Genomic DNA, 16,917 nt, shown 5'->3' with positions numbered 1-16,917 from the left:
CTTTGTTTATTTACTTTTTATATGACTTAGATTTTTTTAAAACGATTAAAAGCAGCCCAACCACTAGCTTAAAAGTTTTAAAAGATTTATTTACTTTTAATTCAAATGATCCGCACGTTGATAAAAATCTCTGAGTGTGAAATGGTGAATTGTTACTAAAAACACTAGAAATTGTGGTTTCATCAACTGTGATTTCATTCTTCGTTGCACTGTTTACATCTTATTTTAGCGTTCCAAATTTATTTAATCACCGTATTTTAGTTTATATTAATCGGATCTTTTTATTATTTTTACGTTCATTTCCAATTCTGATTTTCTTAACGATGTTTTTAGATGTAATTGCTTCAAAAATGTTTGCAGCATTTTGTGTTTATTTTTGATTTACATGATTATGATTACATAAATATTTAATGGAAATTATTGAAAACACCAACTTAAGAAAATATTATTTAGCCAGAAAACTAGGCAAGAACCAATTAATTGCATTTTATCAATATGTGCTACTTACTAATAAAAACAAATACATTATGAATTTATTGTTAGCAATCGAATCAAATGTACGTTGAAGTGCAATTTTAGGTGCTGCTGGCGTTTTTGGAATTGGGATTTTATTTAAAGAATATGAAACACAATATCAATTTCTTTCAATTAGTATTTTCTATATTGTGTTACTTATTTTTAGTTTAGAAATTATTTTGTTTTTAATCACTAAATATCTTTTTAATCCTATATCAATTCAAGATAATAGTTTGAATACTCCAACTTCATTTAAATATAACTATAAAAAATATATAAAAATTGCTTTAGTTATATTCTTGATAGCTTTTTGTTTATACTCCTTAATTGAGATTTTAACAGAGAATAACGGACAATTAATTAGCTGAACTGCATTCAACACTTTCTTTAATAATTTCTTTAAGCTTGATTTTTCTGATGTTAGGGAACACCCACAAATTTATTTAGTTTATTGAGAATTATTTGAGCAAGTCTATGTTGCTTTATTTTTAGGTATTTTAGGTGCAATCTTTTATTCATTTTGATGTGCTAGTAGGTTGCACAACTATTATCAAACTTTATTGTTTAAGTTGTTTTTAAGCTATTTAAAAGCAATTCCGATTATAGTGTTCTTTGCAATTTTTAATCCAACATTTGCAACTAAAACAGCTTTAACTTTAGCGCTTGCTGTTGGAACATTTAGAGGATTAACTAAACAGTTTACAGAACACTTTAATGCAATTAATGGTAAACAAATTAAGTTATTGCAAAATAAAGGTTGAAATATATTGAAAATTTATTTAAACTATATGCTTCCTAAAGCATTAAAACAACTACAAGCAAATAGCATTTTCGAATTTGAAAATACCTACCGAAACGCAATGAACTATAGTTTATTTATAACCAGTGGTATTTACAGTAGAATTAATAATATTTATCTAAAAAATGATGAACAAGGTAAAATTATTCCTTACTTTTTACCTGCTATTATCTTGTTTATTTTAATAGAACTGGTTCATTTAGGAATTAAGGAACAGTGAATAGATAAAATTAAGTTAAATTTCATAAAACTAAAAAAACAAAGAAAAAACTTGACTATACAAGCAAAAAAATAATATTTATTTAAATTTAATACTTTATTTTAATACTAATTAAAATTACTTTTAACGCTACCAAATAGTGCTTAAAAGTAATTTTTTTATTTATTATCGAAAAAATACTTTTCTGCTAAAATTTATATGAATTTTTAGACATATATATAAATATATGAATTTAAAAACAGAAAGGTGTTTTTATGGAACAAAAAAAATACATTAACCGTAAGTTTGGGCCAAAAACAATCAGAAGAGATTACTCAATTACAAAACAATCACTTCCATTGTTTGACATTCTTGCTACAAGTAAAGAAAGTTTCCAACTTTTTGTAGACAAGAAAATCCAAGAATGCTTACAAGAAGTATATCCAATCGAAGCTGCTAACAAGCAAGTTAGATTAGACTACTTAAAAAACTCACTTAGATTAGAATTACCTTTCAAGAAATCTACAAGTGAAAGTGAAGAAATTAAAAAATGTAAAGCTAAAGGTATTAACTTTAGTGTTAAAGTTTATGCGACTTTAAAAAGAGAAATTACAGAAACTGGAGAGGTTCGTTTAGACGAAGTTCTTATTGGTGAAATTCCATACATGACTTCTGGTGGAAGTTTCATTATTAACGGTTCTGAAAAAGTTATTGTTTCTCAGTTAATTCGTTCACCTGGTGCTTACTTTGGACTTGGTGTTCGTAATAAACAATCAGATGACCTTTTCAACAAATTAGAAATCTTACCTAGAATTGGTTCGTGATTAGAAGTATCTCACAAAGTTACATCTTCATCAATCGACTCAGTTAAAGTTAAGGTTGATAAAAACAAAAACATTAACCTTGCTACTTTCTTAGGTTCATTTGGACTTAGTGCAAAGAACATTGAAGAATTATTTGGAAAAGGTGAATTACTTCAAGAAACATTAAGAAAAGATAAATTAATCCTTAACACAGACTTTACACACGAAGAAATGGTTGACGCTTGTCAAGAAGAACTTTTCAGAGGACTTAGAAAAGGGGACCGTATTTCTGATGAAGCTAAACGTTCTCTTATTCCTGGAATGTTATTCGACAAAAAACGTTACAACTTATCTGTAACAGGTCGTCACATGTTAAATAAAAAGTTATCATTACTTGACCGTATTACTAACACATATTTAGCAGAAGACTTAAAAACAAAAAACAACGAAGTGGTTTTTGAAAAAGGAACATTTATTGACTTTAAGATTGCTAAGAAAATTCAAGAACACTTTGAATTAGGATTATTTGTATCTGAAAACATTCCTGGTATTGATCCAGAATTCGTTTACCACAGATTAATTAATGCAAACAAAGAATTAAAGAAACGTACAAAAATTATTAAAGTTAAAGTTTATCCAACAAGAAAACAAATGGAAGATCCTGAAAAAGAACCTGTACTTGTTATCGGAAACGATCCAAAATCAGTTGAACCACACTTATTAATTTCAGATATTATTGCTGCAATTAACTACTACTTCAACTTAACAGAAGGAATCGGACAAGATGATGACCCAGATTCACTTACAAACAAACGTATTGTTTCAGTTGGAGAATTACTTGAAGGACAACTTTCAGTTGCTCTTGCAAAATTAGAAAAAACTACACGTGAACGTATGGGAGCTAAAGAAGCTGAAAAAGTAACAGCTAAAAACGTTACAAACAACAAACTTGTAACAAACCAAATGAAAACATTCTTTAACTCATCAAAACTTTCACAATTTATGGACCAAATTAACCCATTAGCCGAAGTTTCAAATAAACGTCGTGTTACATCTCTTGGGCCTGGAGGTCTTAACCGTGATACAGCTCAATTCGAAGTTCGTGACGTTCACTCAACTCACTACGGAAGAATTTGTCCTATCGAAACACCTGAAGGACCAAACATCGGTCTTATCCTTAACTACGCTACATTCGCAAAAGTTGATGATTTAGGTTTCTTAAAAACTCCATACTTCAAAGTAAACAATGGGGTTGTTGATTATGAAGATGTTAGATACCTAACAGCTGCTGATGAAATTGGATATTCATTTGCGCAATCTTCAGTTCGTGTTGATGATACAAACAAAATCGTTTCACCAACATTAACAGTTAGACGTGATTACAACTATATTATTGCTACACCACAAGATGTTGACTTTATCGAGGTTTCATCTAAACAAATCGTTTCAGTTGCTGCTGCAGCTATTCCATTCTTAGAAAACGACGATGCCAACCGTGCACTTATGGGATCAAACATGCAACGTCAAGCAGTTCCATTACTCCAAGCTGAAGCTCCTTATGTAGCTACAGGTATTGAAGCTGATATTGCTAAATACTCATCATACAACATCACAGCTAAAAAACCTGGTGAAGTTGTTTATGTTGATGGTTCTAGAATTCACATTAAAAACGATAAAGGTGTAACAGATAAATACTCGCTTAGAAACTTCGAAAGAAGTAACCAAGGTACTTTAATTCAACAAAGACCAATTGTTTCAGTAGGTCAAATGGTTGAAAAAGGTGACTTATTAGTTGATGGTTCATCATTTAAAGACGGAGAAATGGCACTTGGTAAAAACCTTCTTGTTGGATTTACAACATGAAACGGATACAACTTCGAGGATGCTGTTATTCTTAATGAACGTTTAGTTAAAGATGATGTTCTTACATCAATCCACATTGAAGAACAAACAATTCAATTCAGAACAAGTAGAGCTGGTGATGATAAATTAACAGCTGACATTCCTAACGTTTCTAAATTTGCTTTAAGAAACTTAGATGAAAACGGTATTGTAAGAGTTGGATCAGAAGTTGTTCCTGGTGATATTTTAGTAGGTAGAACTTCTCCTAAAGGTGAAGAAAACCCATCACAAGAAGAAAAACTTTTAATGGCTATCTTACAACAAAGATCATCAAACCAAAAAGATACATCTCTTAAAGTTAAAAATGGACACAACGGTACAGTTATCCACGTTGAAGTTCTTTCAAGAGATAAAGGTGATGTTCTTGAAGAAGGTATTGATAAAATCGTTAAAGTTTCTATTGCTCAAAAACGTAAAATCAAAGTTGGTGATAAGATGGCTGGACGTCACGGAAACAAAGGGGTTATCTCTATTGTCCTTCCAGAAGAAGATATGCCATACTTAGAAGATGGAACACCACTTGATGTTATGCTTAACCCTCAAGGGGTTCCTTCACGTATGAACATCGGTCAAATTCTTGAATTACACTTAGGAATGGCTGCTCGTTCACTTAACGTTAAATTCGTTACTCCTTCATTCGATGGGGTTAAGAAAACTGACATTGAAGCTGCTTTAGTAGAAGCTGGACTTGATAAATCAGGTAAACAAACACTTATTGACCCAATTACAGGTAGAAAATTTGATAAACCTATTTCTGTTGGGGTTATGTACATGCTTAAACTTAACCATATGGTTGACGATAAGATGCACGCTCGTAGTGTTGGTCCATACTCACTTATTACTCAACAACCACTTGGAGGTAAATCTCAAAATGGTGGACAAAGATTTGGGGAAATGGAAACCTGAGCTATTGAATCATATGGAGCTACAAACGTACTTCAAGAAATTCTTACATATAAATCAGATGATATCGCTGGACGTAATGCTCTTTACAGTGCGTTAGTTACTGGAAAAGAATTACCAAACCCAGGAATTCCTGAATCATTTAACGTTCTTAGTTACGAACTTAAAGGTTTAGGTATGAAACTTGATGTATCAGAAACAGAAACTGAAGATACAGAAAGTGATGAAGAACTTTACCAATACTTAGATGGAGGAGGAGAAAGTTATGAATAATTTAAAAGAAGAAAAAGATATTAATAAATTAATTAATAAAATTACTCTTTCTTTAGCTACTGATGAAGACATCTTAAATTGATCAAGTGGTGAAGTTAAAAAACCAGAAACAATTAACTATAAATCATATAAACCAGAAAAAGATGGTTTATTCGATGAGTTAATTTTCGGACCTACAACTGACTATAAATGTCCAGTTTGTGGTACAAAATACAAGAAAAGTGATGAAAACTTAATCTGTTCAAAAACTGTAGCTTGTGAAAAATACAAACCACAAATTTTACCTAAAATTACACGTAGAAGTAGAATGGGACACATTAAGTTACACAACCCAGTTGTGCACTTCTGATTCTTTAAAATTGATCACTCAATCATCTCTAAATTACTTGGTTTAAAAGTTTACGATTCAAGTAAACCAGTTACTAAAGCAGATTTAGAAAAATTAATTTACTACAAATCACACATCGTGCTTGATAGTGGTGAATTACAATCATTAAAGAAAAATACAATTATTGACATTAACGATGCTGCAACTATTTACCAAGATGCACTTGTTGAAATGTTAGAAAACTACGAAGAAGGAACTGAAGAATACGAAGATATTAAAATTGCTCTTGAAGAATTAAGAGAATATGCTGTATCTAAAATCGGAAAAGACTTCGGTATCGACTTCTACCAATACAACGATATTATTCACGAATATTCAGATGCTAAAATCGGAACAGGTTCACAAGCAATTGAATACTTACTTAAAAATATCGATCTTGAAGCTGAAGCAAAATCAGTTCAAGATGAAATTGATTTAATTAACGCACAAGGTAAAGAAGAAGGTGGTTTAACAACTACAAAACAACAAGATCGTCAAAAACTTTACAAACGTCTTACAGTTATTAACTCATTTATCAAATCAGGACAAAAACCAACAAGTATGTTAATTTACAACTTACCTGTTATTCCTGCTGATTTACGTCCACTTGTTCAATTAGATGATGGAAGACACTCAACAAGTGACGTTAACGAACTTTACCGTCGTATTATTATCAGAAACAACCGTTTAGAAAAATGAAACGAAGCTGATGCTCCGATGTTAATTAAACAAAACGAGTATCGTATGATTCAAGAAGCTGTTGATGCTTTAATTGATAACGCACGTAAAAAACCATCTCCAGTTACATCAAAAGATGCACACCCATTAAAATCTATTTCAGATGCTTTAACTGGTAAAAAAGGACGTTTCCGTCAAAACCTTCTTGGGAAACGTGTTGACTACTCAGGACGTAGTGTTATTGTTGTTGGTCCATCACTTAAGATGCACGAAGTTGGTATCCCACGTGATATGGCTGCTAAATTATTCGAACCTTGAATTATTAAAGAATTAATTAAAGGTGAAGATTCAATTACTAGTGTTAAATCAGCTAAAAAATTAATTGAAAACTTAAACCCAATTATTTGACCATATGTAGAAAAAGCAATCGAAGGAAGACCAGTTCTTCTTAACCGTGCCCCTACATTACACCGTCTTTCAATCCAAGCGTTCCAACCTGTTTTAATTCGTGGTAAAGCTATTAAACTTCATCCACTTGTAACTACAGCGTTCAACGCCGACTTCGATGGGGACCAAATGGCGGTTCACGTTCCAATTTCTGACCAAGCTGTTCGTGAAGCTCAAGAATTAATGCTTGCTTCTAAAAACATCTTAGGTCCAAAAGATGGAGAACCTATCATTAACCCTTCTCAAGATATGATTCTTGGTTTATACTACTTAACAATCGAAAAAGCTGGTGCTAAAGGTGAAGGTAACTACTATGCTTCATATGATGATATGATGTTAGCATACGAAAATGGTTACATCACACTTCACACAAGAGTTGTGTTACCAATTAGTGCTTTAGATAAAGAATCTGTATCAACAAATACAGATAATCCATACTTAATTTCTACAGTTGGTAAATTTATCTTAAACAAAGCTTTCCCTAACGATTTCCCATTCATCTTTGGTAAATTTGTTGCAAAATCATACAAAACAAACGAAGATGGTTCAACTAAAGTGGTTGAAAAAGAATCAATCCACACTTCAGAATTTGATTTAAACAGATATACATTACCATATGGCGCAAACTTTAAAGAAGAAATTGCAAATATGGATGTAAATATCGCATTAACCAAAAAAGATATTGCTAAAATCGTACGTAAAGTATATGAAAAATACGTTGCTATTGTTACAATGGAAGACATCGCTGAAGTTATTAACGGTATTACACAAGTTAACTACGATAATAAATTCTCAGATTGTGCTGAATTAAAAGACTATAAAGGTGATTTAATTCCTACTTCACATGCAAGAATTATTAGCAACTTAATTCGTGAAACTTTCGCTGAAATTAGCTTTAGTACACCAAAATCACAACAACCTGATGGTTTACGTTGAGACATTGATCAATATACAAAAGCATTATCAAAAGTTTGATTTGGTTACACAAACTATGTTGCATCTATCTTAGATAAAATTAAGAATTTAGGATTTAAATTCTCAACTATCTCAGGTACAACAATTTCAATGAACGACATTACTACTTTAGAAACAACTAAAGAAAAAATTCAAAAAGGTGAAAAATACATCGATCAACTTAAAAATTACTTTGAAAACGGATTCCTTACAGATGACGAACGTTATAACTTAGTAATTCAAAAATGATCAGAAGTTAAAGATTCTATCGAAAAAGATCTTAAAGAAGTTACAAAATCTGACTTAGATAACCCATTATTCATGATGTTCACCTCAGGGGCTCGTGGTAACTCATCTAACTTTACTCAGCTTGCTGGTATGCGTGGACTTATGCAAAACAACACCAAAGTTCTTAAAGCCGATGCTGAAAACGACCGTGTGGTTCGTAGTACAGTTGAAATTCCTGTTAAATCTTCATTCCTTGATGGACTTAGTGCTTATGAATTCTATTCATCAACTCACGGGGCTCGTAAGGGACTTACAGATACAGCTCTTAACACAGCTAAATCTGGATACTTAACACGTAGACTTGTTGACGTTGCTCAAGGAATTGTTATTCGTGAAGAAGATTGTGGAAGTGACTTTGGTTTTGTTGTTAAAGATATTAAAGATACTAAGACAGATACAGTTATTGAATCACTTGCAGAAAGAATTGAAGGTAGATTTACAAACACACCTATTTATGATAAAGATGGAAATGTAGCAGTTGAATCAAACACATTTATTACACCAGAGTTAGCAAGTAAAATTGTTAATGAATTAGGAATGAAAGAAGTTGAAATTCGTTCAGTTCTTTCATGTCATACCAAAAACGGAGTATGTAAACGTTGTTATGGTAAAGACCTTGCTTCTAACCGTATTGTAAACATCGGAGAAGCTGTTGGGGTTGTTGCTGCTCAATCAATCGGTGAACCTGGTACACAGCTTACAATGCGTACATTCCACACCGGAGGGGTTGCCGGAGTTGAGGATATTACTGGTGGGTTTGGTCGTTTAATCGAGTTAATCGATGCTTACGATTTCCCATGAGGACGTCCAGCGGTAATTTCTAAAGTATATGGAAAAGTTGTATCTATTGCACCTGCAAAAGATAAATCAGGTAAAGACACTGATGTATTAATTGTTGGAATTGAAACAAGAAAAGATGCAAATACAGTTGAAACAATTTACGAAAATGGAAAAGTATCTCAAAAACTTAGAGTAAAAGTTGGTGATAGAGTTATTCCAGGACAAAAAATCTTCGAAGGACCTATTATTCTTAACGAATTACTTACAGTTGCTGATACACGTGCTGTTCAAAACTATTTATTAAAAGAAGTTCAACGTCTATACCGTTTACAAGGTATTACAATTTCAGATAAATATATCGAAATTATTATTCGTCAAATGCTTTCAAAAATTATGATTACTGACCCAGGAGATTCAAACTTCTTCACAGGAAGCTTAGTTGATACATTTGTTTACCAAAGAGAAAACGGAAAATTATTAGCTCAAGGTAAAAGACCGGCGTTTGGAGAAGTTAAGATTCGTGGAGCTAAACAAACACCACTTCTTAGTGATTCATTCTTAGCTGCTGCATCATACCAAGAAACAGCTAAAATTCTTGTTAATAGCTCAATTGCGAAACGTGTTGACTACCTTGAAGGTCTTAAAGAAAACATTATTCTTGGACACAAGATTCCTGCTGGAACAAACAGTAATTATGAATTAAAAGGTAAATATGACATCAGAAACCCAAGATCATACTTTACAAACGAAGAAGCAGATGAATATGATGATTTACCAGGTGATATGTACGGTAATGACATCATTGACTTAGACTTAATGCAAGAAACAGAATATTACGGAAATGATTTAGAACAATTCGATTTAGATGACATCGCTTCAGATTACGAAAACGATGAAAACTAATATAAAAAAAGGCACTTATGTGTCTTTTCCTTAATTAACCTTTACAGTGCAACACTTGGGTTAAAAATAGAGCCGACATTAATTTGTCGGCTTTTTCACAACTTATTCAAGTTCTGCTAACTTTTCTATCTCCTTATTTAATTTATCCATTTCGTCTTGTAAAATTTGATTTGAGCATTTTCATCCAAGTATTTTTCTTGGTAAATTATTGATTTCTCAGACTGTTTTTTCTATTGCTTTATCACTAACTTTAGTAAAGTCGGTACCTTTTCTATACCTTCTGCGAAATAAACCATTTGAGTTTTCGTTGCTACCACGTTGAAAAGAACAATAAGGTTCTGCTTTGTAAATATTGAGTTGAAATTTCTTAGCTACGAATTGTAGTTTATTGAATTCAAAACCATTGTCAGAAGTAATGGATAAAACTGGTATATGCAAATTTCACAAATCTGTAATTATTCTATTCAGAACCTTATTGATTTCTAAAGGGTTTTTAGAACGAACTCTTTTTGCTATAAAAAACCTTGATTTACGTTCATTGAAAGTTAATATATTATCAGTGTTCGATCTTTTCAAACCAATAACTAAATCTATTTCTCAATGTCCAAATTCCTTTCTGTCATCAATGTGTTTAGGTCGTAAACCAATAGGAAAGACGTATTTATTATGTGTTAACCGTTTGATTCCGGTGCTTCTTTTCGGAGTTAATGATTTATGTCTAATTTTTTGTAATTTTTCTTGATTTCAATTTCTATCATTAACTCATTTGTAAACAGTTTTAGTGCTAGGTATAGCTATATTTGTGTAATTATGTTTTATGAATTCAATAGTAGGTTCAATTTTCATATATTGCTTTTTATAAAGTAAATTAAATAGATTTATGAATGTTTGATATTTAGGATCGCTGAAGGGAAAAGACTTTTTCCAAGAATATCTTTTATATGCTTTTACATTAGCTTTTTGCGATTCATATTCTCCATTAATTTGATTCCTTTTAATCTCTCTGGAAATTGTTGATGGTGAACGTTGTAGAATTTTCGCAATGTTTCTAATACTTTTATGTTCGATATTGTATAAAGTGTCAATTATTTCTCTTTCCTTACGTTTTAAAGTTTTAAATTTTGGCTGCATAATTTATAATATTTAAGCATCCACTATTCTTTAAGCTGTGAAGTGGATGTTTTCTTATTCAAATTTTGCAGAATAAAAGCAACACCCTAATATTATTTTACTAATAAAAGGGTGTTGCACTGTAAAGTACAATTGGGGAAAAGGCACTTATGTGTCTTTTTTTGTGCAAATATCAAATTTTAATTACAAAGAGGAGATGGACTAAACTGTGTGCATTATCGATCTTCTTCAAAATCTGAAATACAAAAAAATTCAGTTTGCTTTCTCTTGTTTTAATTAATTAAATAATTATTATAAAAATAAAAAATAGATGTTTAACAAGCTCAAAAACTACTATTTTATAGTAAAATTTGTGTATGAATAATAAGCAAAGAGTTTTACCTAAAAACACTTTCGCTGATTTAAAGAATTTAGCCCTACAAGATAATCAAGAAATTCGCAGCGAATGAGAGTGAGTTAACAAAGTAACTAAGTCAAATATTAGTTTTTTACCTAATAAAAAGACTGAAACTGAAAAACATAAACTTGGTGTTGATGCTGAGATTATTTTGAATCACCAACTTGAAGAACTACAACTTGCTTTTCTTGATTTAGAAAACAATCTTATTTCACAAAAAGGTTGTTTTATGGATAAATATTCATTTGAAAGCAATCAAATTAATTGATTGGTATCTTTAATTGACCAAAACTCTATTAAAGAAAATAAAGCAGATAAAATAGATATGACAAAAACCACTAGAATCATTGTCAACAAGCTTGATATTTAATTTTAGTGTTTTTTTATTTAAAACGAGATAAGAGGGGAATTTATGAAAAAAGTAAATATTGCTATTGATGGACCATCAGGTGCTGGAAAATCAACCGTAGCTAATGCTGTTGCGAAACGATTAAAGTACACATTCATTAATAGTGGTAGTGTTTATCGCACTATTGCTTATAATGCAATTCAACACGATGTTGCATCAAATGATAAAGATGGGATTATTAAATCATTAGAAGGTGTATCAATTCGTTTAGAAGAAAATGATAAAGTATTTTTAAATGATAAAGATATTTCAACAGACATTCGAAGAGAATATATCTCACAAGTTACACCGAATGTAGCTAAAATTCAAGAAGTTCGTGATTTTGTTGTCGACTTTATTCACCATATGACACGTAAACATAAAGGATTTATTATCGATGGACGTGACACAACTTTTAAACTTATGCCACACGCTGAAGTTAAAATCTTTTTATGAGCCGAACCAGAAGAACGTGCTAGACGTAGATGAATTCAAAATCAAGAATTAGGTTATGAAACAGATTATAATGAAGTACTTTATGATGTAAAAAAACGTGATGCACAAGATATGAATCGTGAAGTAGACCCTCTACATAAAACAGAAGATTCTGTGTTAATTGACTGTACTCAAATGACACAAGAAGAAGTTATCGAAGAAATAATTAATTTAGTAAAGAAAACAATCGAGGAAAAAAATGCGTAATACAGTAGCAATTATCGGAAAACCAAACGTTGGAAAAAGTACTTTTTTCAACCGTTTAATTGGTAAAAAAGTTTCAATCGTACACGACGAACCAGGGGTAACTCGTGACCGTTTATATGAAAAAATTAATTGAACTGGACATGAGATGAAAATTATCGATACAGGTGGTATCGAAATTGAAAACCGTCCATTTCAAGAGCAAATTCAAATTCAAGCTAAAATCGCAATTGAAGAAGCAGATGTAATTATTTTCTTATTTGATGGAAATAATGAAATTACAAATGATGACTTATTCATAATGAATATTTTAAGAAAAAGTCATAAACCAATTATTGCAGTAGCTAATAAACTTGAAAATAATCAACAATTTGATTATGGATGATACCGTTTAGGTGTGGATCAAATTTATCCAATTAGTGCTTTACATGGTGAAGGAATTGGTGAAGTTTTAGATAAATGTGTTGAATACCTTGATTTTGAAAATGAAGAACAAGAAGAAGTGTTTAACCTTGCGATTATCGGAAAACCTAATGCAGGTAAAAGCTCATTACTTAATAACTTAGCTAAAGAAAATAGATCAATTGTTTCAGATATCGCTGGAACTACACGTGATAGTGTTAAATCAATTATTGAACTTGATGGTAAAAAATATAATGTTATTGATACAGCTGGTATTACTAAAAAATCTAAATTAGTTGAAAGTGTTGATCATTATGCTTTAATGCGTGCAATGAACTCTTTAGCTGAAGCTGATTTATCTTTAGTGGTAATTGATGCAACACAAAAAGAATTCTCACACTTTGATTCACGTATTATCGGATATGCTCTTGATCACGAAAAACCTATTATTATCGTAGTTAATAAATGAGATTTAGTTGAAAAAGAAACTAACACAATGGCTCAATTTGAGAAAAAAATGAGAAACAAATTCCATTTTGTTCCTTGAGTTCCTTTTGTGTTTATTTCAGCTAAATTTAATCAAAGAGTTAATAAACTTTATGAAACCATTAATATGGTTAGAACTAACCTTGAAAGAGATATTAAACCTTCATTACTTTCTAATTTAGTGCTTGAATCACAATTAATTCAACCTGCACAACCATATAATGGTGGACGTTTAAATATTTACTATGTACGTCAAGAAAGAGCAAAAATTCCGACTTTTACATTCTTTGTTAACAATAAGAAATTCGTTCACTTTTCATACCAAAGATTTTTAGAAAATCAACTTAGACAAACTTTTGATTTTAGAGGTTGTCCAATTCAAATTAATTTCAAAAACAAAAATGGTTTAGAATAATGTTCAAAAGTGATAATGTCTAATTATCACTTTTAATATTCCAAACTTAATGGAGACAAATGAAAAAACATTTATTACAGGAAATGTTAGATAAGTATTGTCCTAATGGTGTAGAGTATGTTAAGTTAGGTGATTTAGCAGAATCAAGAAGAGGAAGTTTTCCGCAACCATATGGTAGAAAAGAATGATATGGTGGTGAAGGTGCTTTACCATTTGTGCAAGTTTGTGATTTTGATAATGAGAAATTACAATTAAATCCAGAGACCAAACAATGAATTTCTACTTTAGCACAACATAAATCTGTTTTTGTACCTAAAGGAAGCTTGCTTGTAACCTTACAAGGTAGTGTAGGAAAAGTTGCAATCACTCAATATGATGCTTATTTTGATCGAACAATTGCTTGATTTTACAATCCTAAATGTAATTTAAAGTATTTAGCTTATCAACTTCATTTGATTTTTGGTGAAGCTGAAAAGAACGCTCGTGGTGCTGTGATTAAAACAATCACTAAAAAAGAATATGAAGAATTTTTAGTACCATTACCACCAATTGAAATTCAAAACAAGATTGTAGAAATATTAGATATGTTAGCAGAGCTAACAGCAGAGCTAACAGCAGAGCTAACAGCAGAGCTAAAATTAAGAACTATTCAATTTGACAAATATAGTAAGAAAATATTTGATAATTTATCAGAAAAAGACACAATATTAGTTGATGAAATAATAAAATACGAAAGACCAGATAAATACTTAGTTTCTAAAGCAGATTATAAAGATTTTTATACAACTCCTGTGCTAACAGCTGGTAAAACTTTTTTATTAGGTTATTCAAATGAAGTTGAAAACCTATATTTCTCTAGTTATGATGATCCGGTTTTATTATTAGATGACTTTACTGGAGCATTACAAATTGTAGATTTTGATTTTAAAATTAAGTCTTCTGCTTCAAAACTTCTTAAATCTCGAAACGAAAATCCAATAACACTTAAATATTTTTACTACTGATTTTTAAATTTACATTATGTTGCACCTAGACATCAACTAAGACGTTTGTGAATTAGAGAACTTAGCAAATATTTAATCCCTAATATTTCTATAGAACATCAAAATCTTATAGTTGAAAATCTTGATGCATTTAGACACAATTATTTACACGTACAAGGTGATTTACCTAAACTTATCGAACTCGAAAAACAACGTTACAATTACTATTTAAGAGAATTGTTAGTTTTTGATTATGATCATTTAACAGATATCATTCTAAAAGCGAATAAGAAGAAAGATTAAATTTTAATAATCAGTTTCCGAGAAAAAAATAATCTCAAAACTTTTACTATTATTTTATAGGGTTAAAAGATTTTAAGACTATCTAATTACTTGTACTAAATATAAAAATTCAATTATTTATTGTTATCAGTTCATAAAATAATTTTTAAAAACTCATACCATTATTTAGCAAATATAATAAGTTCCTTTATAATATAGATAAATTACATTTTTCAAATTTCAAATAATAATTTTTTAGAAAGGACACTATGGAAAATATTAATATTTTTGCTCTTGGTGGACAAGACGAAAATGGAAAAAACTGTTATGTTTTTGAGTTAGAAAATAATATTTTTGTAATTAACGCTGGTGTTAAAATTCCAATTAACTCCCAAAATGGTGTTGATACATTAATTCCGGATTTTTCATACTTAGAAAAAAACAAAAACAGAATCAAAGGTATTTTCATTACTGATGTTAAAAATGAAACATTTAGTGCACTACCATGACTTGTAATGAAAATTCCTGGACTTAAGATCTTTACTTCAAGTTTTAATAAAGTTTTAATTCACGAAAGATTAAATAAATACAACATTTCAGAAAATAGTTACAAAATCATTGTGGCTAACCAAAAAATCAAATTCCAATCATTAATTATTGAGCCAATTGCTTTATCAGGAAGTATGCCTGGAAACTTAGCGTTTAACTTTAGTACTAAAACATCAAATTACTTATTTATGTTTAACTACGCAATTGGTGATTTAGGAACATATGGTAAAACTGATATCAATTTACTAAAACGACTTTTTGAACACCGTGAACTTACTGCATTAATTACTGATGCAGGTAAAAGTAATGAAAACGATAGAGCAATAGATAAATTTAAAAAATCTACTCAATTAGTTGATGCGTTTGCTACAACGCCAAATGATAAACGTATTATTGTTGGTGCATACGATGAAGAAATGACTCCATTACAACAAGTTTTAGATTTAGCAATTAAATATAAAAGACCAGTTGTAGCATATGGAAAAACTTATGCACAATTACTTTATTTAATTAGCAAAATTGATACTCAAATTCAATTACCAGAAATTATTGAACACAAACAAATTGCTAAATATAACAACGCTGTAATTTTAGTTACAGGATCAATCGATCGTCTATATCATCGTTTCTTACGTATTTGTGACAATAATGATGTTTACTTAAAACTACAAAAAGATGATACTGTAATTATGATTGCTCCACCAGTTAATGGACTTGAATCAGTTGCTGCTTTAACTTTAGATGAAATTGCTCGTATCTCTCCCAAACTTTATGATATTATGGATAACGAGTACTTTAGAGCTCGTCCAACCAGAGTTGACTTATTAGAAATGGTTTTAGCTTTAAAACCAACTTACTTTATTCCTACACAAGGTTTATATAGATATTTAGTTGATTCATCAAACTACATTTCAAACGACAAAGAAGCTAAAAAAACAACTACACCTTTAATCTTATTAAATGGTAAAATAGCACACTTTAGCGATAATAAATTAATTAGTTTAAACGGTAAAGTAAAAGAAGTAGGAGACACCATTATCGATGGTTTTGGTGTTGGTGATATTTCTAGTGAGGTTGTAGCTGAACGTGAAGCTTTAGGACGTGAAGGTGTAATTATTATTAACACTTTATATTCACCAAGAAACAAGAGAATAGTTGGTAAATTACACATTAACTATGTAGGTGTAATAGATCAAGTTGATCAAGAAAAAGTAAATGAATTAATTAAAGATATAATGATTGAAACATTTGAAACACGTGAATTTAATTCAATGCGTGAACTTAATGAAAAACTTAGAAAGATTATTCGTAAAAAAATCTTTAAAATGACCGATAAAGACCCAATGATTGCTTTAACATTAACATCAATTTAA

The 16,917-nt window shown here is 30.4% G+C and carries 9 protein-coding genes; 8 read left to right on the top strand and 1 reads right to left on the bottom strand.

What is annotated here, in order from left to right; translation table 4 throughout:
- The first annotated feature begins 2 nt into the window (after positions 1–2).
- The 3 genes from ACPYPZ_RS03125 to ACPYPZ_RS03115 all read left to right on the top strand — a co-directional run bounded on the left by ACPYPZ_RS03125 (position 3) and on the right by ACPYPZ_RS03115 (position 9,812).
- Positions 3–1,610, top strand: coding sequence for a hypothetical protein (locus ACPYPZ_RS03125; protein ID WP_426461128.1), 1,608 nt, complete (start codon positions 3–5; stop codon positions 1,608–1,610).
- Positions 1,611–1,789: 179 nt separating this feature from the next.
- Complete coding sequence (locus tag ACPYPZ_RS03120) at positions 1,790–5,395, top strand: DNA-directed RNA polymerase subunit beta (RefSeq protein ID WP_426461126.1); 3,606 nt, start codon at positions 1,790–1,792, stop codon at positions 5,393–5,395.
- Entirely contained in the window at positions 5,388–9,812 is a 4,425-nt protein-coding gene (locus tag ACPYPZ_RS03115; RefSeq protein WP_426461125.1) for a DNA-directed RNA polymerase subunit beta', read from the top strand. Before ACPYPZ_RS03120 ends, ACPYPZ_RS03115 begins: the two co-directional genes overlap by 8 nt.
- A 102-nt stretch (positions 9,813–9,914) precedes the next feature.
- On the opposite strand, the gene ACPYPZ_RS03110 is transcribed toward ACPYPZ_RS03115, so the two are convergent.
- Positions 9,915–10,943, bottom strand: a complete 1,029-nt coding sequence (locus ACPYPZ_RS03110; RefSeq protein WP_426461124.1) for an IS30 family transposase — start codon at positions 10,941–10,943, stop codon at positions 9,915–9,917.
- 356 nt (positions 10,944–11,299) lie between these two features.
- On the opposite strand from ACPYPZ_RS03110, the gene ACPYPZ_RS03105 reads away from it, so the two are divergent.
- The 5 genes from ACPYPZ_RS03105 (at position 11,300) to ACPYPZ_RS03085 (ending at position 16,917) form a co-directional block, all read left to right on the top strand.
- Positions 11,300–11,710, top strand: coding sequence for a hypothetical protein (locus ACPYPZ_RS03105; RefSeq protein ID WP_426461122.1), 411 nt, complete (start codon positions 11,300–11,302; stop codon positions 11,708–11,710).
- A gap of 42 nt (positions 11,711–11,752) precedes the next feature.
- Positions 11,753–12,430, top strand: a complete 678-nt coding sequence (gene cmk, locus ACPYPZ_RS03100) for a (d)CMP kinase (RefSeq protein ID WP_426461121.1) — start codon at positions 11,753–11,755, stop codon at positions 12,428–12,430.
- Complete coding sequence (der, locus tag ACPYPZ_RS03095) at positions 12,423–13,730, top strand: ribosome biogenesis GTPase Der (RefSeq protein WP_426461120.1); 1,308 nt, start codon at positions 12,423–12,425, stop codon at positions 13,728–13,730. Before cmk ends, der begins: the two co-directional genes overlap by 8 nt.
- Before the next feature lie 59 nt (positions 13,731–13,789).
- Positions 13,790–15,016, top strand: coding sequence for a restriction endonuclease subunit S (locus ACPYPZ_RS03090; protein ID WP_426461119.1), 1,227 nt, complete (start codon positions 13,790–13,792; stop codon positions 15,014–15,016).
- 248 nt (positions 15,017–15,264) lie between these two features.
- Entirely contained in the window at positions 15,265–16,917 is a 1,653-nt protein-coding gene (locus ACPYPZ_RS03085; RefSeq protein ID WP_426461118.1) for a ribonuclease J, read from the top strand.

This window comes from Mycoplasma hafezii (assembly GCF_049942695.1).
GTDB lineage: Bacteria > Bacillota_I > Bacilli_A > Mycoplasmatales > Metamycoplasmataceae > Mycoplasmopsis > Mycoplasmopsis hafezii.
The sequence above is the reverse complement of the archived record's forward strand: the minus strand, read 5'-3'. Positions and strand labels throughout refer to the sequence as shown.